The following is a 24051-nucleotide window of genomic DNA, read 5'->3' as shown; positions in this document are numbered from 1 at the left end:
TTTTCAGGACGGGAAGGCTGTAACCACTTCGCCGTGTTTATTGAGGATAACAGTCATCTTATTTTGATGCTCAACGATGCCGGTTTGCTTGTTGGTCCGAGATCCAACGGGCTGTCCAAATTCATATTCGTATTTTGTATTGCCCTGCTTATCTTTCTGATAAGTCGCGGTGCCTCGTTTAACTGTTTTGTTCACCATGACTTTCAATTTCTGCTCGTTGCCGACAGTAAACTTGCTCTTATGCGACCAGCGTGAGCCCGGAGTTCTAAAGTGACGCTCGTAAACATGTTTCCAACCTTTTTTTGTCCATTTCGGTCCGCTGCCACAAGACTTGAGTCCAAGCGGATCTATCCACCCAAATGGATTGATTACATATTGATATAGATTGATTCCACCGGCCAACCCAATCGGATCCGGCGTCGTAAACCGCCCCATATCCGGATCATAAAACCTGAACGTATTGAAATGCAGCCCTGTCTCCCGGTCCAGGTACTGCCCCTGAAACCGCAGGTTCTGCTCTTCAATGTAGTACGGCTCGCGCACCTCTTCTAGCGTGTTGCCCCACACCCGATAAGTTGCCTGCCAGACGTTGTGGCCGTCCGCTTCGGTGAGCTGTTCCGGCAGGCCGTTGAGGTCGTTGTGGTAATAGCGGATTTTTTGCAGCGGGCCGGTGCCGTCGACGCGAGCCAGGGGTTCGTAGCCTTCGTCTTCGTAGAGGTAAAGGCTGGTCTGCTGATGGCGATGTTCCTGCAACAGGCGCAGGCCGTCCCAGGTGAAGCGGGTTTCGCCGAGTGGGTAGCCGTGGGTGTCGTGCTCGGTTTTTTCGATGCGCCGGCCCAGCGGGTCGTAGGTCATCCGGACCACGCTGCCGTTTTCATTGCGCACTTCAATCAAGCGGCTTTCGGCGTCGTAACCGAAGCGTTGCAGGCTCCGTTTAGCGCTGCGTTTTTCGATCATCCGGCCGAACGCGTCGTAGCGGTAACGCTTGTCCTGATAGGTCAGCAGTTTGTTGTGCACCACCAGCCCGGCGCCAGGTTGCGGGCCATCCAGCAGGTTGGCGGCGGCGTCGTAGGCGAAGGTTTCGCGCTGACCGTGCAGGCTGTCCTGGCTGGCGATGATGCGGCCGGTGGCGTCGTAGTGCAGCAGTAGGCGGTGTTGCGCGTTGGGTTGCTGGTCGAGTTTGCCGATCAGGTTGTCGGCGGGGTCGTACTCGAAATGTTTCTGCACGGCTGCCGGCATCAGCGATGGCTGGCGGGTGTGTTGGCGTTGGCGTGCGCGCAAGCGGCCGCTGCGGTCGTATTCGCTGCGGGTGCTGATCTGGCCTTGGGTGCGCAGCACTTCGCGATGCAGACGATCACGTTCGAAGTCGCTGATGACCTGGCCGTCGAGGTTGATCTGGTGCAGGTGGCCGCTGCCGTAGTACAGGCGATTGATCCAGCGGTCGTCGGGCAGTTGGGTCTGGATCAGGTTGCCGAGTTCGTCGTAGTGGTGGTGCAGGCTGCCAGCCGCGCTTTGTTCTTCGAGCAACTGGCCGAGGGCGTCGTAGGCGAAGCTCAGGGTGTGTGCGTTGCCCTGGTGGTTGGTGAAGGTGACAGCGGTGAGCTGGTCCAGCAGGTCGTAGGTGTAGTCGGTGCGGCCATCGTCGGTGATTTTGGCGATCAGCCGGCCGACGGCGTCGCGTTCTAACCGATGAACGATGGGGGCCAAAGGCGCTTCGGGGACCACGGCCAGGCCGTTGCCGTAAGGCGCCGGAACAGCCGTGACCGCCGCGACGTTATCCAACAGGTCATAGGCGTAGCGCTTGGCGCTGCCATCCAGATCCTGTTGTTCGGTCAGTCGATCGGCGGCGTCCCAGGCAAACCGATAACTTTCGCCATTTTCGTTGGTCAACGCTTGCAGCCGCCCGTAGTCGTCATACGCGAATTGCACCTGCCGACCCTGGGCGTCGGTGCGCTGGCGTACCTGGCCGCGACGGTTGTGTTGATAGAGCGTGGTGTGCCCGGCCGGGTCGGTATAGCCGGTCAACTGGCCGCTGACGTCGCGCTGATAGTGCTCGGTGCGCCCGTCCGGCAATTGGCTGCTGAGCAGCCGGCCATGGGCGTCGTAGCTGAATTGGGTGCGTTCACCGAGGGCGTCGGTGATGACTTGCAGATAGCCCCGGTTGTCATAGCTGAAGCGCGTCGGATAACCCGAGCAATCGATGTGCTCGACCAGTTGACCGAACGGGTTCCAGCGCAGCTTTTTGCTTTTGCCGGTGGCGTCGATGATTTCCACGACCTGGCCGTGGGCGTCGTAGCGGTAGCGGGTGATGTGGCCCAGCGGATCGGTCTCGGCGATGCAATTACCGCGCTGATCGTAGCGATACTGCCAGCTGTTGCCGGCGTCGTCGGTTTCCACCAGCGGCAAAGGCCAATGCTCCAGCCATAAGGTCGAGTCACTGCGGCCCAGCGGGTCGGTTTCGCCAATCAGGTTGCCGGCGTCGTCGTAGCTGTATTCGTAGCGTCCGCCCTGTGGGTCGGTGGCGCTGAGCAGTTGGCGTTCATCGTCCCACTCGAACTGCCAGGTGTGGCCGAGGTTGTCGGTGTACTCGGTGATCTGGTGCTGGGTGTTCCAGCGCCGCGTACTGACGCGCTGCAAGCCATCGGTGATGCGCGTGACGCCGGCGACGAGGTCATAGTCGAACTGGTAAGCGTCGCCCTCGTCGGTCCAGTGCCGGACCACGCGCCATTCAAGGTCTTCAATCAACGCCCATTCATAGAAACAACGCAGCCCCGTGGGTAACTGATGCTCGACCATCCGCTGTCCGGCGTCGTAGCTGAAGCGCCGTTGCACCTGGCCGGTTGTGTCGCGCACTTCGGTCAGGTTGCCCACCGCGTCATAGCCATAACTGACGAGCACTTCGTGATGCTGGTCGGGATACAGGCGTTCCACCCGAGCCACACGACCGCGCTCTTGAATCAGCTCCACCTGCACCAGATCGAAGGTGTCGCGCAGCCGCACCAACCGTCCGGCGCCGTCGTAGTCGAGGTAAATGCGGTTGTCGTTGCGATCACCGAGCTGATTCAGACGCAACAAAGACGGGTTAACGGGTGCGACGTCGAACAGCCGGTACCGCCCGTCATCGCTTTCAATCAACAACTGCCCATTGCGATGACGCCGAACGCTGAGCCCTTCACCGGCACTGAACACGGCGCCGCCCAGAGGGATCGAGCCCATGTCGATACGCCGGCCCTGTTCATCGGTATAGACCAGCGTTTCGCCGCCTTCTGGATGTGGCAGGATCTCGACCTGCACCTCGTAGGACACACTCCAACCGGCGCCGAACAACCCGTCGTGGCGCTCGTCACGGCTGTTGTAGAAGCGTTGCCAATCCATCGGCAAGACGCCGGGCAGTACGAAATCCAGCTCTTCGCCGCCACCCAGCACCTTGGCCCCGGTCGCGGCGTGCACCGGGTTCGCCGAGCCCATGGCGGCGTTGGCCATCGCACCCATCGCGCTGCTGACGGCCATCGACGTCGCGCCGCCGATCAGCATGCACGGCAGGTTACTGAGGAATTTGCCCTTGCCGCCCTTGAGCATCAGCAACGCCGTGACCGCCAGCCCCACGCCCGGGGTCTTGCCGCTGCGGATCTCGCGTACCACCACCGAACCGCCACCGATGGTCACGTTGGGGGAGATCAGCCCGGACGACACCACCGTGGCATCGCAGGTGCTGCGATCGCCGCTGCGCACGGCAGGCTGGCCGTTGATGGTGACCTTGTCCGAACCTTCGGCCAGAAACTGCGGCGGCATCGGCGGATGCTTCATGCAGATGAGCAGGTCCAGCGGCTTGGGCACGGCGCCCGGCGCGGGGGGGGCGACGGTGGGTCGCCACATCTGGGAGAAGAAGCTCTCGGCCATGTCCAGGTAGCTGGCTTCGGCTTCCGGCTCGGGTATTTCCAGCTCGGTACCGGCCGGCGCGACATGGGACGGAATCGCCCCAGCGGCCCGGGCAGCAGGGATGTTGTTGGTGAGGGTATTAGTGGAGCCGGTGAGAATCGTCGCCTGCACCGTGGGCGGAAACAGTGCGTTACTAAAGCTTTCGCATAAATTGCTCAGGCCCTTGTCGGCCCCGGTCTTGCTCATGGCAAGGCCGACAATCGTGCCCACCACCAAGCCGAGCACGAAGCAACCTAATCCGCCAGTGACGACGGTGATGCCGGTGGCCGCCACCACGGCGGCGGTGGCCAGTGCGGTAATCGCGATGTTGGCCGCCACCTCCAGCACGCCGCCGAGGATGTCGGCCATCATTGAGGTGTGGTTGAGGGCATCGCCCAGCCGGGCGGCCCAGAGTGCGTCAGACATGCGCGGTGCTCATCTGACACAAGGGTCTAGCCGCCGCGCAATCGTTGCATTTGTTGCGTAACTCGATGCCTTCCATTGCACCTTTCTCCTTGTCGGTTACAGCATGCGCGTTAGCGCAGTCCTCAAGCGTTTGATCAGCTTCGGCCCGGTTGTTAGCGTACTACACCGCAGAGCCTGGTACGGGCATCAAAAGTGAGACTGGCGTCATGGCCTCGAAAACGGCGTGTCCAGGTGCCTTGATTGTTGCCATTTATTGCTTGAAGATCAGCCGCTCATTGAGCCATCCCTCTAGCCTGGAAAACGATCCGTATCATGACGCTCTATCGCCTTCAAGAAGCTGATCTCGATATACCTGACAGTTGGCAGGACCAGAGCATCAACATCTTCAAGCTGCCCGCCGTCGGCGGTGCCAAGGAAGCCAGTTTCGTCATCAGTCGCGATCCGAGCCGGGGTGACACGCTGTTCAGTGACTACGTTGACGGGCAACTGGCAAGCGCCGAACAGCAATTGCCCGGATTCAGCCTGATCCAACGGTGGAACTTCCTTCTCCACGACCATGCTGCCGTGCTGCTCGATTACAGCTGGCAGCGCGAAGGGCGTGAGCTGATGCTGCGCCAGGTTTTCATCGACCGTCAGCCTGTGGGGTTGATTACGACGCTGACTACCACGCCGAACGATCTCGTGTATCACGAGCCGGCATGGAAAGTTGCCATGCATACCCTCAAGCTCCTGCCTCAGATCGCCTGATTACCTTCCAGGAAGACAATAAACGCAATGGATATGCTAGCCGCCGCGCGCCTTGGCGATGAAATAGCCCATGGTTTTGGTGTCGCCGCGATGGTGGCGGGCGCCGTCGCCGGTGCGTTGATCGGGGCGGCGGTGGTTGCGGCCACCGTGGCGACCGGCGGCGTGGCGCTGGCGATCATGGCCGGTTCGATTGCGGCGGGCGGCCTGTCGATGTTCCAGATCATCAAGGGCCTGAACACCCTTTTCAACCTGCCCGAACCGACCACGGGGGCGTTGATCATGGGCAGCGTTAACGTCCACATTAATCGGCGCAACGCGATGCGCGCAGGGATCGACGTCGCTGCCGAATGCTCGGGCCTGCCCCTGAATCATCCGGTCTGGCCGTTTCCGGTGCTGATTGCCGAAGGCAGCGCCTGCGTCTACATCAACGGTAAACCGGCGGCGCGGTTGCAGAGCAAGATGGTCTGCGGCGCGCACATCAAGAGCGGCAGCCCCAATACGTTTATCGGCGGGCCAACGATCTCCGTTGCGTTTGTCCTCGATATCGAAGGTTGGCTGCACACCGGTCTCGAAGCACTGGGGCTGGTCGCCATGGGCGCCGCAGCCGTACTGGCCGCAATGGCAGGCGCGGCGGCTTTAGCCGGGTTCGTGGTGATTGGCGGCGCGATGATGGGCGGCATGGCGCTGTTGGGCGAGTTGGGCGACCGTCTTGGACCGGGCTATCGCGACCTGCTTCAAGGTATCGCCGGTATGGCGCTGTTGGGGCTGGGGCCGAAAATGGCTCGTCTCGGTGCAGCACCGAAACCCCGTGTGGCGGCCTACAAACCGGGTATGACCGAAGCCGATATCATGGCGATTCCCAAGGGCAGTCGGCCGCCGCCGAGCGACTATCTCGAAGGCCCGTATGTTGACAAACACCTCAAGACTTTCGAAGACGAGGGCGGCAGTTTCCTCTTCACCTCCGACGACATCGCAAACCCCAAGTATGGCTCGTTCAATCCGAACAAGTTCGTCATGGCAAAATCCGACCTGAACACTGTGGTCGGCGAGTACAAGAAAACCGGCGACGTTTCGGTACTGGAGTCGGCCTTGGGGTACGATCCGGGATCGCTGGTTGGCAAGGACATCTACATGATGAACCTGGACAACCCCAAGGTGCTGATGCCTACCGGTAACGAAGGTGGTGTGAACTCGCTCTGGCGACCGGGCGGCCTGACCCATCCCGGCGGCATGCGCGAAGCGGTGCTGGACAACGTACCCATCTCCCACGGTAACGACATCAATGCGCTGATGACGACCCGAGACGTAGTGAGAATCCAATGAGCAACCCGCAAGACAACGTGCTGCTGTTGGCACTGGCCAATGATGAACTGGACAAATTTCTGGTGGGTGAGCCGTTCTACTTTCTCGAAGCCAAGAACGAAAACGACGAACCACAGAACGTAGTGGCGGCGTTCGACCAGTTGATCATGCCGTATTGGCGCCAGACCCACGACGCGAGTTTCCCCATGCGTTTCGTGTCGGCCTTGCTGACGATGCTGGCGACTTATCCAGACCGCACGCGAGCGATCTACATCGCTCACGACTGGGTTTGGTATTACCGCTTTTGCCAGGACAAACAGCGCAAGCAGCCGCAAGGACCCTATGGCGATTTGTTTGACGTGGATATGGGCAGTGTCGCCGTGGCGCTCAAGCGCCAGTTGGAAAGCCACAAGGCCAAGTTGGTCGCCGACACCCGTTGGGCAGGCGCGGCGTGGAACAGCCCGGATGGTATGTGGACGCCGTTGATGCGCTCGGCGGTGATGGTGCGGGACACATTGGGTGGGCCGGATTTTGTGCCTGCCAATATCTGATGGGGCGAACTCCTTCGACATCGAGAAAGCTGACCCACCGCCATCGTCGGATCGCCGCCCGGAGCAAGCTCGCTCCCACAGAGATTGGCGGTGGCTGTCAGGCCGGAACGTCGAACAACAGCGAACGCTTGATGGTCGCCCAATGCGCGGCTTCGGCATCGCCGAGTTTTTCGGCCTTCACGTAGCTCAGGGCGAGCATTTTGCGGGTGCCGGGCAACACCAGTGCCAACTGGTATTGGAAGACTTTGTCGTTGCCCTTGTTGAACTGGCTGCATAACTCGATGCCTTCGACTTCCTGACTGGCGCCCAGGCGCACGGCGACGCCCGGTTGAAAACGCAAGTCTTGCACTTGTTTTTCCAGGCGCTTGAGCTGGTCGTCGAAGTTGCTTTGCAGGGTTTCGCCCTCGGCCAGCAAGCTGCGGCTGACAATCAGCGAAGTGCCCAGTTCGGGGAATTTGAGGATGTTGATCGTCGCGTCCAGCAACTCGCTTGCCGGCAGCTGGAACTGGAATTCATTGATTCGGTAAGTCATGGAACACAGACCTCGTGATTAGCCCTTGGGCTTGGGAAACGCGGCATTGATGTTGGCGTCGATGCTGGCCTTGACGCCCTGGCCGTCAGGCGTGGCGCCAGCGCCGCCGCCGTTGTTCAGGTGCAGCACGCCGCCGGTGTTGAACTCGGCATCACCGCTGGCATAGAAGCTGATTTGCACACCGGTCAGGTTGATCTGGCCGCTGGCATTGAGCTCCAGGATGCTTTCACCACAGACCAGCCGCAGGTTCTCACCCACTTCAATGACGTAGCTCTGGCTGATGCTGTCGGTCTTGCGCTGGCCCACCGAAAGAATGTCTTCTTGTTTGACGATGCGCAGGCGGTTGTTGCCGATGGTGACCGTCTCGTCATGCCCGATGCTCTTGTTGCGGTCGTGGCCCACCGAGTGGCTTTCATCCACCTCGACCACGATGTCCTGATTGCGCTCGGCATGGATGTACAGCTGCTCGACGCCTTTTTTGTCTTCCATGCGAATTTCATTGAAATTTGCCGGCGTGCCGCCCTTGCTTGATCGGCTTTTCATGCCGCTCTGGGTGGCGTTTTCGGGCAAGTCGTAGGGCACGGTCTGTTCGGCGTTGTAGACGCGGCCGGTGATGATCGGCCGGTCCGGGTCGCCTTCGAGGAAGCTGACGATCACTTCCTGGCCGATCCGTGGGATCTGCATCGAGCCCCAGTTTTTACCGGCCCAGGATTGCGACACGCGAATCCAGCACGAACTGTTTTCGTTGGACTGGTCGTGGCGGTCCCAATAGAAATGCACCTTCACCCGGCCAAACTGATCGGTCCAGATTTCCTCGCCCTTGGGGCCAACCACCAGTGCGGTCTGCGGGCCTTTGACGATGGGGCGGTGGGTGTTGGGCAGCGGGCGGTAGCTTTGTTGGGCGTCGATGCAGGTCAGGCTGCTTTCGAACTGCGCTGAAGGCGCGCCACCGCTGGTTTCCAGGCTTTCCTGGGCGATGTGGTAGCGGGCGCCGACGATCAGGTATTCGCGGTTCTGGTCCTGGCGGCTGAAGCCGGTGAGGCTGAACAAATGACCCGAGCCCAGGCCCCGGGCGTTGCCGGCGAACTCGACCTGTTCGTGCAGGGTCTGCAAGGCTTCGATGCGGGTGCGGGCATAGTGTTCGCCGTCTTCGCTTTGCACATAAGTGCCGGGGTAGTCGTACAGCGGATAATCGCCGGCGGTGTGCGGACGGGGCATGGCCGAGCGCACGTCGATGCGCGCGCTGGGGCGCTGGAAGTCATAGTCGTTGAGTTCCAGCGAGCCCGGCTGGACTTGCTGGGCCAGGTGCCAGTCGTGGATGTGATCGCGTTCGCGCTGCTGCTCATTCTTGGGGTAGTAGGGCACCGAGGTATAGCCGGGCGCGCTGGTGTGGGCGCCGTAGGCATCGGCCAGCACCAGCACATGACGCCCCTGTTCATGGCGGAAGAAGTAGTAGATCCCTTCCTGCTCCATCAGGCGGCTGACGAAATCGAAGCTGGTTTCGCGATACTGCACGCAGTATTCCCACTCGCGATAGGGCCGGCTCAGGGCATCTTCGAAATCGGAAAAACCCAGGTCGCGAAAAACCTGCTTGATGATCTGCGGGATGGTCTGGTTCTGGAAAATCCGGCAATCGGAGGTGCGGGTCAACAGCCATAGCCAGGGCCGTAGCGTGGCCTGGTAGCTGGCGAACTGGCCCTGGTCGACGTTCTGGCTGCAACGGGCAACGATGCCATGGAAATGACGCTCGCCACCACCGTCCAGCTGCAGGCTCAGGCACATGGGTTTGCCGAGCAACTGGTTGAGGTCGATGGCGTTGTCCAGCGAGTGCAGCTGCAACTCATAGTTGAACAGCCGCCCCAGCTCTTCGCCGCCGCCCATGTCCTGGAGCAACAGCACATCCGGCCCTAGGGGGCTGGTGATTTTTGCCAGGCGTGAGAGTTGCTTGAATAGCATCAGGTATCCCTTGTTACTGCTGGATTCCTTCCGTAGGAGCTGCCGAAGGCTGCGATCTTTTGATTTTAAAAGATCAAGAGATCGCAGCCTTCGGCAGTTCCTACAGAGGGGTTCGCCGCTTAGGCGGCGTCGCTGAAGTCGTAGTGCAATTCGTTATCCCGGGCGCTGATCCGCACACCTGCCAGCGCTTTGCCTTCGAGCATGCGGGTGAGGAACTCGCGGCTCATGTCCGGCAGCAGGCTGTTGGTCAGGAGGGTGTCGATCATCCGCCCACCACTTTCGGTTTCGGTGCAACGGGAGACGATCAGGTCGATCACCGCGTCGTCGTAATCGAACGCCACTTTGTGGGTGTTCTCCACGCGCTTCTTGATGCGGTTGAGTTGCAGGCGGGTAATGGCCTTGAGCATCTCGTCGCTGAGCGGGTAGTACGGAATGGTCACCAGGCGGCCCAGCAATGCCGGCGGGAAAATCTCCAGCAGCGGCTGGCGCAGGGCCTTGGCAATTTCTTCGGGCTCGGGCACGTTTTGCGGGTCTTTGCAGACCCGGGCAATCAGCTCGGTGCCCGCGTTGGTGGTCAGCAGAATCAAGGTGTTCTTGAAGTCGATCACCCGGCCTTCGCCGTCCTCCATCACGCCTTTGTCGAAGACCTGGAAGAAGATCTCGTGCACGTCCGGGTGGGCTTTTTCCACCTCGTCCAGCAGCACCACGCTGTAGGGTTTTCGCCGCACGGCTTCGGTCAGCACGCCGCCTTCGCCATAGCCGATGTAGCCCGGTGGCGCGCCCTTGAGCGTGGACACGGTGTGGGCTTCCTGGAATTCGCTCATGTTGATGGTGATGACGTTCTGCTCGCCGCCATACAGGGCTTCGGCCAGCGCCAGGGCGGTTTCGGTCTTGCCCACGCCGGAGGTACCGGCGAGCATGAACACGCCAATCGGTTTGCTCGGGTTGTCGAGGCCGGCGCGGGAGGTCTGGATGCGCTTGGCGATCATCTGCAAGGCGTGGTCCTGGCCGATGATGCGTTTCTTCAGGTGCTGGTCGAGGTTGAGCACGGTTTCCAGTTCGTTACGGGCCATGCGGCCCACCGGAATGCCGGTCCAGTCGGCGACCACCGAGGCCACGGCCTGGTAATCCACGGTCGGCAGGATCAACGGGGTTTCGCCTTGCAGGGCGCTGAGGCGCTGTTGCAGGTCCACCAGTTTCTCGCGCAGGGCGTGGCTGTCTTCGCTGCCGACATCGCTGTCCACGACACCGACGCTTTCACGCAGGATGGCGCGGGTGGCGAGCAGTTCGTCCACCAGGGTTTTCTCTTCGGCCCAGCGGCTTTCGAGTTCGGCCAGGCGTTCGCGCTCGGCGGCCAGCAGGTTTTCGCTGTTGCTCTGGCGGGCGCCGATGACGATGCCGATGGCGTGCTCGCGGGCGATGATTTGCAGCTCGGTTTCCAACGCCTCAATGCGGCGACGGCTGTCGTCCACTTCGGCCGGCACGGCGTGCAGGCTGATGGCGACCCGGGCGCAGGCGGTGTCCAGCAGGCTCACGGATTTGTCCGGCAACTGGCGCGCCGGGATGTAGCGGTGAGACAGCTTGACCGACGCTTCCAGGGCTTCGTCGAGGATCCGCACCTGATGGTGTTTTTCCATCGTCGAGGCCACGCCGCGCATCATCAGCAACGCCTTGTCTTCCGACGGCTCGGCCACTTGCACCACCTGGAAGCGGCGGGTCAGGGCCGGGTCTTTTTCGATATGCTTCTTGTACTCGGCCCAAGTGGTGGCGGCCACGGTGCGCAGGGTGCCCCGGGCCAGGGCCGGCTTGAGCAGGTTGGCCGCGTCCCCGGTACCGGCGGCGCCACCGGCACCTACCAGCGTGTGGGCTTCGTCGATAAACAGGATGATCGGTTTTGGCGAGGCCTGGACGTCTTCGATGACCTGGCGCAGGCGCTGTTCGAATTCACCTTTCATGCTTGCGCCGGCCTGCAACAGGCCGACATCGAGGCTACGCAGTTCCACATCCTTGAGCGCTGGCGGCACGTCACCGGCGACGATGCGCAGGGCAAAACCTTCGACCACGGCGGTTTTACCGACGCCGGCTTCACCGGTCAGAATCGGGTTGTTCTGCCGACGACGCATGAGGATGTCCACCAGTTGGCGGATTTCTTCGTCACGGCCGACAATCGGGTCAAGCTTGCCGCTGCGGGCCTGCTCGGTGAGGTCGACGGTAAAACGCTTGAGCGCTTCCTGCTTGCCCATGGCGCTTGGGGCCATGGCGCCGCTGGCTTCACCGGGCACGCTGCCTGCGTTGAAACCATCGCTGGCGCTGAGCGCATTTTCCGGCGAGTCGCCGACGTATTCGTCGAACCGCTCGCTCAGGGCCTCGACCTTGATCTTGTCAAACTCTGCCGACAGCCCGAGTAGCCCGTGGCGCAGGCTCGGCGTCTTGAGGATGCCCAGCACCAGGTAACCGGTTCGCACCTGGCTTTCGCCGAACATCAGGCTGCCGTAGACCCAGCCACGTTCCACGGCTTCTTCCACATGGGAGGACAAGTCAGTGATTGAAGTCGAGCCCCGTGGCAAACGGTCCAGGGCTTCGGTCAGGTCCCGGGCCAGGCGTGCCGGTTCGATATTGAACTGGCGGATGATGCGATGCAGGTCCGAGTCCTGCAATTGCAGCAACTGATGAAACCAGTGGGCCAGTTCCACATAAGGGTTACCGCGCAACTTGCAAAACACGGTGGCGGCTTCGATGGCTTTGTAGGCCACGCTGTTGAGTTTGCCGAACAACGCGGCGCGACTGATTTCACCCATGCTCATGGCTCCTTGAGGTCTGTGAGGTGTTGGCCTGCTCGGCGTAATGCCTGGCCAGTATTAAATCCTTGGCATCTGTTTCTGGCCGGCCCAGCCAGGTATTGAACCCCAGGCGGAAGCGGCCATTGAGTTGCAGCGCCGGTACTTCGGGCTGTTCCAGGATCAGGTTCAAGTCCCAGTCCAGTTCATGGCCCAGGTATTCGGCCACCCAGGCCACCAGCTCATTGAAGGGTTGTCTGCCGGGCAGCATGCCCATGTAGTCATCCAGCTTGAGTGGCCCCAGGCGAATGCGGAATTTGTGCTGCCGATCCCAGACGTAACGACCCAGGCAAAAATCCATGCCCAATTGATGGGCGCTGACGCCCACGCGGCTGCGTTCCGGCAGCTCCAGCCATTGGCCGACGTACTCTTCGATCTCCACCGGCAGGCCGAAGTATTCGCTGAGAATGGCCTTCAAACCGTCCGGGTAGCGGGTTTGTGCCGACAGATGACCGCTGTAATGCAGCTTCGCCGTGTCGGGAATCAGCCCTTGTTTGAGCAGGCTCGGCATGCCCCGGCCGCTCAGTGCTGCCAGGCGTGCCGACCAGTAGTCATCGTCCGGGCGATCATGGCTGACCGTCGGCCGCGCTTCGGCCCAGGCCCGGTAAAACAGGCTCAGCAGGCGATGGTGGAACACATCCAGGAAGCGTTTGCTGGTGCTGTCGGCGTTGTTGCGCTGGCGTTCGCGTACATACTCAGTGATGTGCAGCGGTAACGGGCCGTTAGGGCCGCCGAGGCCGAAAAAGAACTGCTCCAGGCGCGCCGGCGAACCGTCGATGCCTGGCTGTACCGAGGCCAGGGTCGCCGGGGCGAAGGTGCAATCGGCCTGTTGCCCAAGGCGCAGGGGATCATCGGCCAGGCGCAACGAATGGCCCAGGCGCGGCAGCTCAGGCGATTCGCACTCAATGCGCCGCAACGCCTGGAAGAAGTCGTATTCCCAAGGCTCCCGGTGCATCGCGTCCAGGGTACTCACAGGGTCGGACGGCGTCCGGGCTTGGCTTTCCATCGCATGATCTCGCCGCGTTCGGTGGTACGGATCACCGTCTCGGTAAAACTGTTGATCGACACGTAGCGTGCCAGGAAGCGCTCGAACACTGCGCCGAGCAAGAACACCCCGGTGCCGCGAAACGCGTTTTCATCGAATTCCAGAGTGATCTCCAGGCCACGACCAAACACGATCGGGCCCGGCATTGGCAAACGTCGGGTGCAGGCCTTGCTGCTGACTTCGCGCAGGCCTTCGATCTGCAATTGCAGCGCCGTATCGTTGCTGTCGCCGTACAGGCGCAGCAGTTCGCGCAGGGCGGCGGCGCCCTGGCCTTGCTCGCTGAGGGACAGGTAGTTCAGCGAAAGCTGGCTGATCAACCGCCAGGCCTTGGCGTCATGGGCATGGCTGGCGCGTGGGCGGCTCGGGCCTGCCACGCAACGCACCGCCGCTACCGGGGCGCTGTCGGCCAGGGTGAAGTCGGTCTTGCTATTGCCCACGCTCATGAACAGCGGCAGGTCGCGGTTGGTGCACAACGCCGTTACGCCCAGTTGGCGCAGGTCGTGGCGATAGGGTGCCTGCTGGCTGTCCACCAGGCTGACGAAGGTTTCGCTGCCGATGTAAGTCGAGCGCGGGCCGTTGCGCCGCTGGCCGCTGGACAGCACACGGGGTTCGCGCCGCACCGTGTACCAGGCCTGATCGCGGCCGTAGCGAGACGGATCGCGAACCGCATAGAACGGCAAAAAAGGCTGCTCTGACCCGGTACCATGGCCGGTGAGGGTGGTCAGGGAATGAATCTCGAAATCCATCGGCCGGGTGCGGTCGGCGATCACATGGTGTTCATGGACCCGTTCGGACAAGTGGATGCGATCCAGGCGCTTGGGAAACAAGTTGATTGCCGGGGTGCAGAACGGCAGGAACTGCGCGGCACCGACACTGCCTTCCAGGCTCGGATCGTGACGGTCGAACAGCACGATCAATTCCAGTTCCTGGCCGTCGCAGCGTTTGACCGCACGGTTCAACTGGGTGAAGTCGACAAACAGAAAACGGTGGGGCAGGGCGAAGTATTCCTGCAACAAGCGATAGCCCTGGAAGGCTCGCGAGACCACTGGCAGCGCGGCGTCGGTATCGTCGAATCCCAGGGAACGCAGTGCGTCCTGCGGCAGGCGTTCCACCCAATCGCTGCCGGGTTGACGAGCGAACACGGCGCAGGCGTTGCCCAGCAGTTGTTCGTAAAGGCGGAAGGGCTGCTCGTCTGCGCCGCTGAGGTACAGCGGCAGGTTGTCCAGGGTCAGGCTGTTGAATGGCAGTTCGGCACCGGTGCGCAGGGTCAGGCGCAGGCCGGCCTTGGCCTTGGGTTCACTGGCGGCCAGGCGCCCGAGCACGGCGGACGGGTTGCCGAAGTACTCGGCCTGGCTGACCTGCAGCGGCCACAACGTCACCGCGTGGGCGGTGCGGTACTCGCAGCAGGTTTGGGTTTCGCGACCCAGGGCAGCGCGCAGGACCGTGTCCCGGGGCAGCGGGAAGCCGCTGCTCAGCGAGCCTTCATCGGGGTCGGCCTGCAGTTGCACCACGGTCATCGACGGTGTCGGCGCCAGGTAATGGGGGTAAGCGATTTCCAGCAAGTTGTGGGTGAAGGTCGGGTATTCGGCGTCGAGCTTGAGCTGTACCCGCGCCGTCAGGTAGGCGAACCCTTCCAGCAAGCGCTCGACGTACGGGTCGGCGCAGTCCATGCCGGACAACGTCAGCCGACTGGCGATTTTCGGGTATTCCAGGGCGAACTCCGCCGCGCTTTCGCGCACGTGGAGCAATTCCTGGTTGTACAGCTCCAGCAGGCGCGGGTTCATGAGCGTCTCCGCTGGTCGGCGTTGATCACCCGCACATGGCCGGATTCCAGGTCCAGGTCGGTTTGCAGCATCAGGCGCAGCGGCACCGGCTGCGCCCAAAGATCGCCTTCAATCTCGAAACTCAGGGCGTTGTGGTTCATTTCGGCGGATGCCCGAGCTCGCACGCGCAGGGTATTGCGCAGAATCCGCGGTTCGAACGTGGCGATGGCCTGGTGGATCAGTGCTTCAAGCGCCGCGATATCGACGTTCGACGCGCTGTTGCCAGCCAGGGCTGGCAGCCCGAAGTTGACCACCGAAGTACCGGCCGGGGTGTGCAACGTCGCATCGGCGCTGAGCAATGAAGTGGTGTTGAGCAGCCACGCCAGGTCACGCAGCACCGAGGCTTTCAATTGGGTCAGGGACAGCACGCGCTTGTCGGCGCTTTCCTTGAGGTTGCCCGGGTCGTCGTCGGTCAACCGATCCAGCAGGGACGGTTGCAGGCGATCGCGGGTGGCGATTTCGGTTACCAAGTAAATAGACCCGTGTAATTCTTCTGGTCACCTGCGCCGCGCATGCAACTGGCATTCCGAGCGATTATTGAAGGCTCGAGCAGTCCATTGATCTGACGTATGGCGCGGTACTCGGAGCGACATTCGTGACTATTCTCAGGGTCTGTTGCCAGATGAATAACGATGACAATGGGGACCTTGCCGAAGGTCTCGACGTACGATTTGCCTTGTCGGTCGACAGTGAATTGGCAGGGCCACGGCAAGTCGAGTGGCAATAGGGTCTGGTCTGGTTTGCGTAACACACAGCGCTGTTGGTCGTTCTCCAGCGTTAGCTGTTGCCCGCCCATTGAGACCACTTGATCCACAGCTGCGGAGGGTGTTGCCGATGAGGCTCGTTGCCCGGCACAGGCAGTCAGACTTGATAACAGGCAGCCAATAAATACAGCGCAGTGAGCCTTGATCATAAGAGCTCCCAGAACCAGATCGCCCTTGATCGATAGGCAGGGTCGTCATACCGGCTAGCGGTAAGGCCACGGTTCCAAAGATCGATATGATCGCCGGTGCGACCGTCTGAAGACTCTCCCAGTTGTTGGAAGCAATCCTTGAAGAAGATAAGGCCTTTTTTGTCCATCAGCTTGCGGCGTTCTTCTGCGCCACCCCCGAGAATAGTTGGACGGCCCAAGTGATGTTTCCACAGCCAATTTGCCAGTGATTCAGCACCCCGCGCGTGCTCATGAGCACACTTGGGTTCGGTGTAGGTGGACTTGTTGACCTTGATGGTCAGCTCTGCGTTGAGCGTGATGCTCATACGGATAGCGCACTGGTTTGCCCAGGGGCCGCCACAGGGCTTTGCGTCAGGATGGGTAACCAGCAGATCGGAATACGCTTTCCACAAGTTGATAAACGAAGGCTTGGCCATGATTCAGACACCGAAGGGAAAGGATTGGAAACCCCCCCGACGCATAACGCCGGGGGCATCTTCGATTACGCCTTGACGTTCTGACGGATGTTCCAGCCAAACTTGATCGGCCCGCCGTCCTTGGTGCCGTCGGCTTTCTGCGGCTGGTAGTCCACCAGCACCTTGGCGAAGTTCAGGGTGACGTTTTCGGTCAGGCGATCATCGCTACCCGAGCCACCGGTGCTCAGGGAGGTGATCAGAACTTCTTCCAGGTTGATGATCATGTACTCGACCTGGCTTTCGCCGCCGGCCTTGCGCACGGTCAGTTTGACCTTGTCGACGTGCTTGCCGGCGGCGCAGTGCATCATCAGGTTCGGCGAGGCCTTGTCGACATACTTGGTCAGTGACAGGTCCTGGACATTCACCTTGCCCGCGCCACCGCCACCACCAACGTGCATATTGCCGGACTGGGACATGCCCCAGCTCCAGTTCAAGACGTCGATTTCATCCTTGTGGGCCTTGTCCATCGACTCGCCCTTGATGTCGCCGATCTTGATGAAAATATCAACAGCCATGTTTTCTCCCTGTGTGGTCTCTACCACATTGTTTTGTTAACGCCGACCTTGCGAAATTTCTACGTTGATCGTTCCCACGCAGAGCATGGGAATGATCAAGGACAGTCTTACGCGCCCTTGGCCGAAGGCAGCTTGGATACCAGGCGCAGCGACACGGTCAGACCTTCGAGCTGATAGTGCGGGCGCAGGTAGAACTTGGAGTTGTAGTACCCCGGGTTGCCTTCCACGTCCTCGACGATCACTTCGGCCGCAGCCAATGGGTGCTGGGCCTTGGTGGTTTCGGTGGAGTGCGCCGGGTCACCGTCGACGTAGTTGAGGATCCAGTCCTGCAACCAGCGCTGCATCTCGTCCTTCTCTTTGAAAGAGCCGATCTTGTCGCGCACGATGCACTTCAAGTAATGGGCGAAACGGCAAGTGGCGAACAGGTACGGCAGGCGCGCGGCCAGGTTGGCGTTGGCGGTAGCATCCGGGTCGTCGTACTCGGCCGGTTTCTGCAACGATTGAGCACCGATGAAGGCGGCGAAGTCAGTGTTTTTCTTGTGCAGCAGCGGCATGAAACCGTTCTTCGCCAGTTCCGCTTCACGGCGGTCCGAAATGGCGATTTCGGTAGGGCACTTCATGTCTACGCCGCCGTCATCGGTCGGGAAGGTGTGAGCCGGCAGGTTTTCCACTTCGCCGCCAGATTCCACGCCACGAATGCGCGAGCACCAGCCGAAGTGTTTGAACGAGCGGTTGATGTTCACCGCCATCGCGTAAGCGGCGTTGGCCCAGGTGTACTTGGAGCTGTCGGCGCCGTCGGTGTTTTCTTCGAAGGCGAAGGCTTCCACCGGGTCGGTCTTGGCGCCGTAGGGCAGGCGCGCCAGGAAGCGCGGCATGGTCAGGCCGATATAGCGCGAGTCTTCCGATTCACGCAGCGAGCGCCAGCCGGCGTATTCCGGGGTGGTGAAGATCTTGGTCAGGTCGCGCGGGTTCGACAGTTCCTGCCACGAGCCCATGCCCATCACGGTCGGCGAGGCGGCGGCGATGAACGGCGAGTGCATGGCGGCGCAGACTTTCGACAACTCGCCCAGCAACTCAACATCCGGCGGCGACTGGTCGAAGTAGTAATCGCCCACGAGGCAACCGTAAGGTTCGCCGCCGAACTGGCCGTATTCTTCCTCGTACATCTTCTTGAAGATCGGGCTCTGGTCCCACGCGGTGCCCTTGAATTTCTTCAGGGTCTTGTGCAGGTCGGTCTTGGAGATGTTGAGCACGCGGATCTTGAGCTGCTCGTCGCTCTCGGTGTTGTTGACCAAGTAGTGCAGGCCACGCCAGGCGCTTTCCAGTTGTTGGAAGTCCGGGTGATGGATGACCTGATTGACCTGAGCGGTGAGTTTGGCGTCGATGGCGGCAATGATCGACTCGATCGACTTGATCGCGTCGTTGGACACCAGGTCGGTCTGCGCCAGGGCCTGTTCGGCCAGGGTGCGCACGGCGGTCTCGACGGCTTCGCGAGCGCGGTCGGTCTTGGGTTTGAATTCCTGTAGCAGCAGGGAGGCGAACTCGCTGGCTTCTTCGGTGGTGCCCAGTGTCTGAGCGTCTGCACGTACTGAATCGGTCATGATCATTCGTCCTGATTAAGCCTGAGGCTCGGCTGGCTTCGGCGCACTGGCAAGCGCCTGGAGCAGCGCCGGGTCCTTGATGGCCTTCATGATGATTTCTTCGGCGCCGGTCTTGCCGTCCATGTAGGTCAGCAGGTTGGCCAGTTGGGTGCGCGCTTCGAGCAGCTTGTTCAGCGAGTCGACCTTGCGCGCCACGGCGGCGGGGCTGAAGTCGTCCATGCTTTCAAAGGTGATGTCCAGGCTCAGGTTGCCTTCGCCGGTCAGCTCGTTGGGCACGTGGAACGCGACGCGTGGCTGCATGGCCTTGAGGCGCGAGTCGAAGTTGTCGACGTCCACTTCAAGGAACTTGCGATCGGCCACAGGGGCCAGAGGCTCGGCCGGCTTGCCGGCGAGGTCAGCCATAACCCCCATTACGAAGGGCAACTGGACCTTTTTCTCGGCGCCGTAGAGCTCGACGTCGTACTCGATCTGCACTCGAGGCGCGCGGTTGCGCGCGATGAATTTCTGAGAACTTTGCTTCGCCACGTTGCTGCTCCTGGTCGCTCAAGCGACGGTGTTGGCGTCATCGGTGGTACCGGTGACGTGACTGCGTGATCCGTTCGCTTTTATTCGCTGTCTGGTCCGCGCAGGTTTTCAAATTGGCTCATGCCATCGGGAATCAGGTTGCGCACGATGGCCGCAAAGTCGGCGTGCACCAGATTCTTTGCCCGGTTCAACAGCACCGGCAGCGGGCTGGAAGGCTCTTGACGGGCGTAGAACGCAAGAATCCGGTCCAGGCTGCGTAGCACGTCGTCGCGGTTGTTGATTTCGCCAGTGCCGGTACTGCGCGGTGCGCTCGGTGCGGTGGCGTATTCAACCGGCGTGGCGCTGTCGTCGCTGATGGCATCGGGCAGGGGGCTGTCGCCGCTCTGCGGGGCGAACTGACCGAGGATCTGCAGGGCCATTTTGAGCGGCTGCTTTAACGGGCCAAGGTCAACGCCCTGGGCGGAGCCGACGTGTTCGCTGACCTGTTGCTCGATGGCCTCGGCGGCGCTGCGGGCCTCGTGCAAGGCTGCGCGGGTGATTTCCAGTTGCTCGGGATCGCTGTCGAGGAACGCCCCGGCGAGCTGCTCGGCGCCGAGGTTTTCGTCAGGGAAGCTTTGCAGGCCGCTGGCATTGGCGGCGGCGCGCAGGCTGACAGGGCCAAAGGTCCGCGAGCGGGCCAGGATGCTTTCGCGCAGCAGGCGAACGGTGGTGTCCGACGTCAGGCCGGCGAGGGCATTGATGCGCACGGTAGGATCGTTGTCGTCATCGGCATCCAGGCGCGGATGCAGGTCGGTCCAGTATTGCTTGAGCAATTCGCTGATCAGCGTCAGGGCGCGGGCCAGGCCCGTGACGCCTTCAAGGGCAAGGGAACTTTGCAAAAGGAAATGGGTGATGCGCAGGTCTTTGCTGCGTTGCAACAAATCCAGGCTTTGCTGCTGAATGCTGCGCCATTCAGGGGGTTCGGCAGGCAATATCGAATCGCCCATGCTGCGCTCGGGCTGGCCGCGGGAATCGCGTTCCAGGCGCAAAAAAGCCTGGTCATATTCCAGATCTTCACCGCAAGGCGAAGTCTCGGAAACGGCGGCGAGCAGCGAAGTTACTTCCACTGAATTTGATCTCCCTATCGCCCGCTGACAGAGTCGGGCATTTCACACACTAGTTCCGGATGGAACTTCACATGTTTCCTTGACGGTCATTGCTCTTTTGAGGCGCAGTGATCTTGAAGTGCCATCGCCCATATTCAAGAAGTTGTGCATTTTTGGTGTAGTACTTGTGGCTTGTCAAGGTAAGCTATTTCCTCTGTGTGACAGATGTGAGGTGCTTAACAACCCGCGCGACCGGTGGGTCGAGGCAGGCACTGGTGCAGGTTTTTTGTCACGAAAGCCGGTTAAGATCAGCAATCATGCTAGTAAAAAGCCGTTTTAGAGGTTGTTTGCAAGGTTTGTTGGCGAGTCGCTCGGGCGTAGGCCCCCTCACTCGCCCGCGCGCAAAGTGTTCAGCAAGGAGGCAAGATGTCGCTGTGTTTGACTATCACTAGTTATCACAAGATTACCCCAGGTCAGTGCTCTGAAAAATCCATGGATCAGGGCGTGATGGCAATTGGCCGCAATTCTGATAACGACTGGGTATTGCCCGACCCTGAGCGCCTTATTTCCGGCAAACATTGCGTTATTCAATACAAAGATGGCCGCTACTACTTAACCGATAACAGCACTAATGGTGTGGAATTGGTCAAGGCCGGCATTCGTCTGCGCAAGGGAAACAGCGAGCCGTTGCAGGATGGCGAAGTTATCCGCATCGGTGATTATGAAATCCAGGTGCGCATCGATTTCAGTCTGCCGGTGACTGACAGCAACCCTTTCGCCGATTCGTCCAACAGCTTCGAGGCCCTGATGGGGCGCCAGGGCGCCGTGGCGAGTACGCCGACGTCGTTGCCCATGACACCCCCTGCACATTTCCAGGGCGTGTCGGCCATGGACACTCTGCCGGACCTGTTCGACTTTCTGGCACCGGCCAGCGTCCCTTCGGCCACCCAGCCCGACCATGTCCCGGCCGAGCAGCACGACTTCCGCCCACCGACCCCGATCCCCGACCCAACGCCCATGGCTGTGCCTGTACCGTTAGCGTCGGCCCCGGTGATTCCGGAAGATTGGGACCTGTTCAGCGACAAGCCTGCGCCGGTGGCGGTTGCCCCGCGGCCTGTCGCCCCCTTGCCTGTTGCAGAGGTTACGCAGCCACCCGTGCCTCACATCAGCGTACCGATCGAGCCGGCACCCCTTTGCGAGCCGCCCGTGGCGATCGTCGAACGCCCGGTCAATCCGGTCAGCCCGGCCGACAGTGCTCAACCCGACCTGTTGCAAGCCTTCCTGCGCGGCGCCGGGCTTGATCAGTTGCGCCTGGACAAGGCCCAGGCCGAAGCGCAAATGGAAAGCATCGGCCGCAGTTATCGGCTGATGGTCGAAGGCTTGATCGATGTCTTGCGCGCCCGCAGCAGCCTCAAGGGCGAGTTCCGCATTCAGCAGACGATGATTCAACCGGTGGAAAACAACCCGCTGAAATTCGCTCCCAACGTCGATGAAGCCTTGCTGTTGCTGTTGCGCCACAGCAATCAGGCGTTCATGGCGCCGGACCTGGCGGTGCGCGACAGCTTCGATGACTTGCGTGCCCACCAATTGGCAGTGATGGCCGGTGTGGAAGCGGCGATCAAGCACCTGCTGGCGCGCTTCGAGCCGGCACAACTGGAAGAGCGCATGGGCAAGCCCGGTGGCCTGTCGAGCATTTTCAATGGCTCGCGACAGGCCCAGTACTGGCAGCAGTTCACCGAGCTCTACAGCAATATTTCCCGTGAGGCCCAAGAGGATTTCCAGGACCTGTTCGGTCGGGAGTTCAGCCGCGCCTACGAAGAGCACAGTACAAGGCAGTGCCGCGGCTGAGCGCCGCCTCATAACGCCATTCATAGCAACGAACGGAACAACGGATAGCTGAACGTCATTGAGGACGCAGGATGATTCCCAGGTTTTTACTCGCAGTTGCCACCGCGCTTCTGCTGACCGCGTGTGCGAAGGATACGGCCAAACCCCAGCCCGAAGAGGCCGAGGCCGACACCGCCGCCGTCGAGTTGCACTTCCACGCCATCGCCGGCCTCAACCCCGGCGCCACCGCCCAGCCGGCCCCGGTCCGGGTGCGCATTTTCGAATTGAAAAATGCCGCCACCTTCGGCCGTTCGGATTATTTCGCCTTGGCCGAACGGGCCCAGGCGACGCTCGGCGCGGATCTGATCGACCAGGACGAAGTGCTGGTCCAGCCCGGCCAGCAATTGAGCTTGCAACGCGACCTCGACCCGGCCACCCGCCACATCGGTGTGCTGGTGGGGTATCGCGAACTGGATCAGGCGCAGTGGCGCACGGTGATGAATGTTGCGCCGCGCCAATACACCGAATACCAGATCAGCCTCGATGTGCGCGCCGTGCGCAGCGCCGTCGTTGTTCCCCCATCCAGCCCTGCCCAATAAGCAATCGGAGCCCCCATGTCCTGGAACAATCGCGTGGTCTGGTCGGAAGGCATGTTCATTGGAACGCAGCACTTCCAACAGCATGACCGTTACCTGGAACACCTCATCGACGCCCGAAGCCGCCCGTTGTCGGCCGGCGCCTGGGGTTTTTCCGAATTGTTGATTGATCAGGGCCTGTTGGCCCAGGGCAAACTGGCAATCATCTCGGCGCGAGGCCTGTTGCCGGACGGCACGCCATTCAACATTCCCCAGGATGACCTGGCGCCGAGCCCGCTGAATGTCGATGACAACCTGCGCGATGGTTTGGTGTACCTGGCCTTGCCACTCAAGCGCGCCGGTGCGCGGGACACCGTTGATGACGGCGAAACCCTGGGCGCTGCGCGCTACGTGAGCCAGGTGCGCGAAGTACGGGACGACAACGCGCCGTTCGAAAACCGTGCGCCGGTGGCCGTGGGTTCCAGGGCGCTGCGATTGTTGATAGCCGAGGATGGCATCAGCGACTACGCCGCCATCGGCCTGGTGCGAATCAAGGAGAAACGCGCCGACCGCGCCCTGGTGCTCGACGACGCTTACATCCCGCCGCTGCTGGATGTGTCCGCCTCCAAACCGCTGGCCGCGTTTCGCAGCGAACTGCTGGGCCTCCTGCACCAACGTGGCGAAGCCCTCGCCGGGCGGGTGGTCGCTTCCGGTGCCGGCGGTGCCTCGGAAATTGCCGACTTCATGCTGCTGCAACTGGTCAACCGCGCTCAGCCGTTGATCCAGCACTTGAGCCAGTTGAGCCCGTTGCACCCCGAGCGGTTCTACAGTGAGCTGGTAAGCCTGGCCGGTGAGTTCTCGACCTTTACCGCTTCCGGGCGGCGACCGCAGGAATACCCGCAGTACCAGCACGATAACCTGGCGCTGAGTTTTGCGCCGGTGATGCAAGCCCTGCGCGAGGCGCTGTCGATGCTGATCGACAGCAAGGCCACGCCGATTCCGATTGTCGAAAAAGCCTACGGCGTCCATGTAGCGATGCTGGCCGACAGGACCCTGCTCGACAGCGCCAGTTTCATCCTGGTGGTGCGCGCCGACGTGCCCGCCGAGACCCTGCGCGGCCACTTCGGCCAGCAGAGCAAGGTCGGCTCGGTGGAGCACATCCGCAACCTGGTCAACCTGCAATTGCCGGGCATCGGCCTCCTGCCGCTGCCGGTGGCACCACGGCAGCTTCCTTACCACGCCGGCTGCACCTATTACGAACTGGACCGGGGCAGCGAGCATTGGCAGCAACTGGCCAACTCCGGCGGTTTTGCGTTCCACATCGCGGGGCAGTTCCCGGGGTTGAACCTGGCTTTCTGGGCGATCCGAGGATAAACCGC

18 protein-coding genes are annotated in these 24051 nt (G+C 61.3%); 6 read left to right on the top strand and 12 right to left on the bottom strand.

The genetic code is table 11. From position 1 onward, the window contains the following. Nucleotides 1-3: 3 nt before the first annotated feature. Nucleotides 4-4344, bottom strand: coding sequence for an RHS repeat-associated core domain-containing protein (locus ACYZT3_RS00485; RefSeq protein WP_462031279.1), 4341 nt, complete (start codon nucleotides 4342-4344; stop codon nucleotides 4-6). Nucleotides 4345-4656: 312 nt separating this feature from the next. Here ACYZT3_RS00485 and ACYZT3_RS00480 point away from each other — a divergent pair, with 312 nt between their 5' ends. Genes ACYZT3_RS00480 through ACYZT3_RS00470 form a run of 3 tightly spaced genes read left to right on the top strand, consistent with a single transcriptional unit; the run spans nucleotide 4657 to nucleotide 6944 of the window. After that, nucleotides 4657-5091, top strand: coding sequence for a DcrB-related protein (locus tag ACYZT3_RS00480; protein ID WP_282376300.1), 435 nt, complete (start codon nucleotides 4657-4659; stop codon nucleotides 5089-5091). 27 nt (nucleotides 5092-5118) lie between these two features. Then, on the top strand, nucleotides 5119-6414 hold the full coding sequence (locus ACYZT3_RS00475) for a PAAR domain-containing protein (RefSeq protein WP_462031278.1): 1296 nt from the start codon (nucleotides 5119-5121) through the stop codon (nucleotides 6412-6414). Beyond that, on the top strand, nucleotides 6411-6944 hold the full coding sequence (locus ACYZT3_RS00470; RefSeq protein ID WP_282376296.1) for a hypothetical protein: 534 nt from the start codon (nucleotides 6411-6413) through the stop codon (nucleotides 6942-6944). Before ACYZT3_RS00475 ends, ACYZT3_RS00470 begins: the two co-directional genes overlap by 4 nt. Before the next feature lie 97 nt (nucleotides 6945-7041). Here ACYZT3_RS00470 and ACYZT3_RS00465 read toward each other — a convergent pair whose 3' ends face one another. The 11 genes from ACYZT3_RS00465 to tssA form a co-directional block, all read right to left on the bottom strand. Continuing rightward, nucleotides 7042-7476, bottom strand: a complete 435-nt coding sequence (locus ACYZT3_RS00465; RefSeq protein WP_282376294.1) for a DcrB-related protein — start codon at nucleotides 7474-7476, stop codon at nucleotides 7042-7044. Between the two features lie 18 nt (nucleotides 7477-7494). Beyond that, nucleotides 7495-9432: a type VI secretion system Vgr family protein gene (locus tag ACYZT3_RS00460; protein WP_282376292.1), complete on the bottom strand. Its 1938-nt coding sequence runs from the start codon at nucleotides 9430-9432 to the stop codon at nucleotides 7495-7497. Between the two features lie 119 nt (nucleotides 9433-9551). Next, on the bottom strand, nucleotides 9552-12230 hold the full coding sequence (tssH, locus tag ACYZT3_RS00455; protein ID WP_462031277.1) for a type VI secretion system ATPase TssH: 2679 nt from the start codon (nucleotides 12228-12230) through the stop codon (nucleotides 9552-9554). Further along, nucleotides 12223-13275, bottom strand: coding sequence for a type VI secretion system baseplate subunit TssG (gene tssG / locus ACYZT3_RS00450; protein WP_282376288.1), 1053 nt, complete (start codon nucleotides 13273-13275; stop codon nucleotides 12223-12225). The genes tssH and tssG overlap by 8 nt, the downstream gene beginning before the upstream one ends. Next, nucleotides 13239-15098 (bottom strand): type VI secretion system baseplate subunit TssF, encoded by a 1860-nt coding sequence (gene tssF, locus ACYZT3_RS00445; RefSeq protein WP_282376287.1) that lies wholly within the window; start codon nucleotides 15096-15098, stop codon nucleotides 13239-13241. Before tssF ends, tssG begins: the two co-directional genes overlap by 37 nt. Beyond that, on the bottom strand, nucleotides 15095-15607 hold the full coding sequence (gene tssE, locus ACYZT3_RS00440) for a type VI secretion system baseplate subunit TssE (RefSeq protein ID WP_282376286.1): 513 nt from the start codon (nucleotides 15605-15607) through the stop codon (nucleotides 15095-15097). Before tssE ends, tssF begins: the two co-directional genes overlap by 4 nt. A 439-nt stretch (nucleotides 15608-16046) precedes the next feature. Continuing rightward, entirely contained in the window at nucleotides 16047-16505 is a 459-nt protein-coding gene (locus tag ACYZT3_RS00435) for a T6SS effector amidase Tae4 family protein (RefSeq protein WP_282376285.1), read from the bottom strand. A 65-nt stretch (nucleotides 16506-16570) separates the two neighbouring features. Continuing rightward, the gene (locus ACYZT3_RS00430) at nucleotides 16571-17059 is read right to left on the bottom strand and encodes an Hcp family type VI secretion system effector (protein WP_282376284.1); all 489 of its coding nucleotides are present in this window, start codon (nucleotides 17057-17059) and stop codon (nucleotides 16571-16573) included. Nucleotides 17060-17166: 107 nt separating this feature from the next. Continuing rightward, the gene (gene tssC, locus ACYZT3_RS00425; RefSeq protein WP_282376283.1) at nucleotides 17167-18660 is read right to left on the bottom strand and encodes a type VI secretion system contractile sheath large subunit; all 1494 of its coding nucleotides are present in this window, start codon (nucleotides 18658-18660) and stop codon (nucleotides 17167-17169) included. A gap of 15 nt (nucleotides 18661-18675) precedes the next feature. Then, the gene (gene tssB, locus ACYZT3_RS00420) at nucleotides 18676-19185 is read right to left on the bottom strand and encodes a type VI secretion system contractile sheath small subunit (RefSeq protein WP_007894500.1); all 510 of its coding nucleotides are present in this window, start codon (nucleotides 19183-19185) and stop codon (nucleotides 18676-18678) included. An 80-nt stretch (nucleotides 19186-19265) separates the two neighbouring features. Then, nucleotides 19266-20291: a type VI secretion system protein TssA gene (gene tssA / locus ACYZT3_RS00415; RefSeq protein WP_282376277.1), complete on the bottom strand. Its 1026-nt coding sequence runs from the start codon at nucleotides 20289-20291 to the stop codon at nucleotides 19266-19268. A gap of 405 nt (nucleotides 20292-20696) precedes the next feature. Here tssA and tagH point away from each other — a divergent pair, with 405 nt between their 5' ends. From tagH to tssK, 3 genes are all read left to right on the top strand, one after another. Continuing rightward, entirely contained in the window at nucleotides 20697-22118 is a 1422-nt protein-coding gene (tagH, locus tag ACYZT3_RS00410; protein WP_462031276.1) for a type VI secretion system-associated FHA domain protein TagH, read from the top strand. 71 nt (nucleotides 22119-22189) lie between these two features. Next, complete coding sequence (tssJ, locus tag ACYZT3_RS00405; RefSeq protein ID WP_462031275.1) at nucleotides 22190-22696, top strand: type VI secretion system lipoprotein TssJ; 507 nt, start codon at nucleotides 22190-22192, stop codon at nucleotides 22694-22696. 15 nt (nucleotides 22697-22711) lie between these two features. Then, a complete protein-coding gene (gene tssK / locus ACYZT3_RS00400) occupies nucleotides 22712-24046 on the top strand; it encodes a type VI secretion system baseplate subunit TssK (protein ID WP_462031274.1) in 1335 nt (444 codons plus the stop codon). Nucleotides 24047-24051: the final 5 nt, after the last annotated feature.

The sequence above is a fragment of the Pseudomonas sp. MDT1-16 genome (assembly GCF_054898115.1).
This window is presented reverse-complemented; position numbering and strand designations above follow the sequence as displayed.